Source organism: Coriobacteriia bacterium (assembly GCA_034370385.1).
Lineage (GTDB): Bacteria > Actinomycetota > Coriobacteriia > Anaerosomatales > PHET01 > JAXMKZ01.
Genome location: JAXMKZ010000062.1, coordinates 1 through 1,343 on the forward strand (window position 1 = coordinate 1; position 1,343 = coordinate 1,343).

Genomic DNA, 1,343 nt, shown 5'->3' on the forward strand with positions numbered 1-1,343 from the left:
GTTCTTCCAGGGTGATCTGGGCATGCATCGGTTCCCCTTTGCTTGGCGGTAGGGAGGAACCGTGAGTGTCCCAGACCGCCCCACCCTCATCGGGTGGGGGTGTTGCGTTTAGTATCTGAATCCGCGGCATCTAACAAGCGCTTCCAGCCGACTCACGCACGCGCTAGGCTGACAGGCAACCGCTCGTTCGCGGCTGAAGCGCAAACACGTTAGGCGTAGATAAGGGGGAGTCGTGAGGGTGCGGCTGGCAGTTGCGCTGGGACTTGTGGTCTCGGCCTTGGTCGCGAGCTGGGCAGCAGGAGTGTGGCCGTCGGTTCCCTGGAGACTCGCGTTCATCATTCTGCTCGTACTTGGCGCGCACCTAATTGCCAACGACATCCTTGCCAGACCGCTGGTTGCAGCCTATGTCGCAGCCTTCGCAGTCCTATCGGGAGTCGCGCTCGGGCTTGTGTCACTGTTGCTCGCGACTTGGGCGGCCTTGAACGCGGTTCCGGCGGACACGGCACTCGAGGTATCCGCGTTTGTGGCTTGGAATCAGGACTTGCTCCTTAGCCTGCTGGCTGTGATTTGGACGGTCGCGTTGGCTTCGGTCTTCGCGAGGCTGTCAGTGCGCCTCGGGAGGCGGAGCCCGTCGCCGTCTGGTCACGCCTAACAAGCGCTTCCACCCGACGCGCCGAAGCGCTCGGCTATCCTGAAGCGGTACGGCGCGCGGGTGAAGCGCAAACACGTTCGACAGACAGGAGAGCTTCGTGAAGTACGAATTGGCGCCACTGGGGTGGGGTACCGCTGGTCTGGGCGTGGGCTGGCTGGCGGCCTCGGACCCCCAGGGCGGGGGCATGGGACCTTTGGGAACTGCCGTCTTCGCGACGTGGTTCATGTGCGGCGCCATTGGACTCAGTATTGGGATGCGTAAGGGCTGGCAGATTGGCGGCGGAATCGGCCGTGGTCGCCTGATCATGCTTGTCGCTATCGTCGGGGGTCCAATCCTGCTGTTCTTCGCGATTCGGCGTCCCTACGCGATTCAGTGCGCTAAGTGCAACACCGAGTCGATACTGTCCGGATGGCCGGCAAGAATCTGTACGGAGTGCGACTAGGCGAGCAGCGCACCCAGCTCGGAGCCACGTGCAGTCGAACTAGGGCATCGAGCGGACAGCGTGAGGCAGACTGCGGAAGAGAGGTCATGAGCTGCCGCTCATGCCTAACACGTTAGCGTGAGCGGGGCTGCAAGCCGAGCAAGGAAGCAGTATGCGGCTTCTTCGCGGCTCGTCTATTGGTCTTGACCTGCGATCGCGTTCGACCGGCGCGCGACATCCATCCGCTCGTGCGCGCGATGCGACTCCTCG

General features: G+C 62.9%; 2 protein-coding genes. Both read left to right on the forward strand.

Annotated elements, in window-relative coordinates:
• The first annotated feature begins 232 nt into the window (after positions 1-232).
• Positions 233-652, forward strand: coding sequence for a hypothetical protein (locus tag U1E26_12720; GenBank protein ID MDZ4170495.1), 420 nt, complete (start codon positions 233-235; stop codon positions 650-652).
• Between the two features lie 97 nt (positions 653-749).
• A complete protein-coding gene (locus tag U1E26_12725) occupies positions 750-1,094 on the forward strand; it encodes a hypothetical protein (protein ID MDZ4170496.1) in 345 nt (114 codons plus the stop codon).
• The last annotated feature ends 249 nt before the right edge of the window (positions 1,095-1,343 follow it).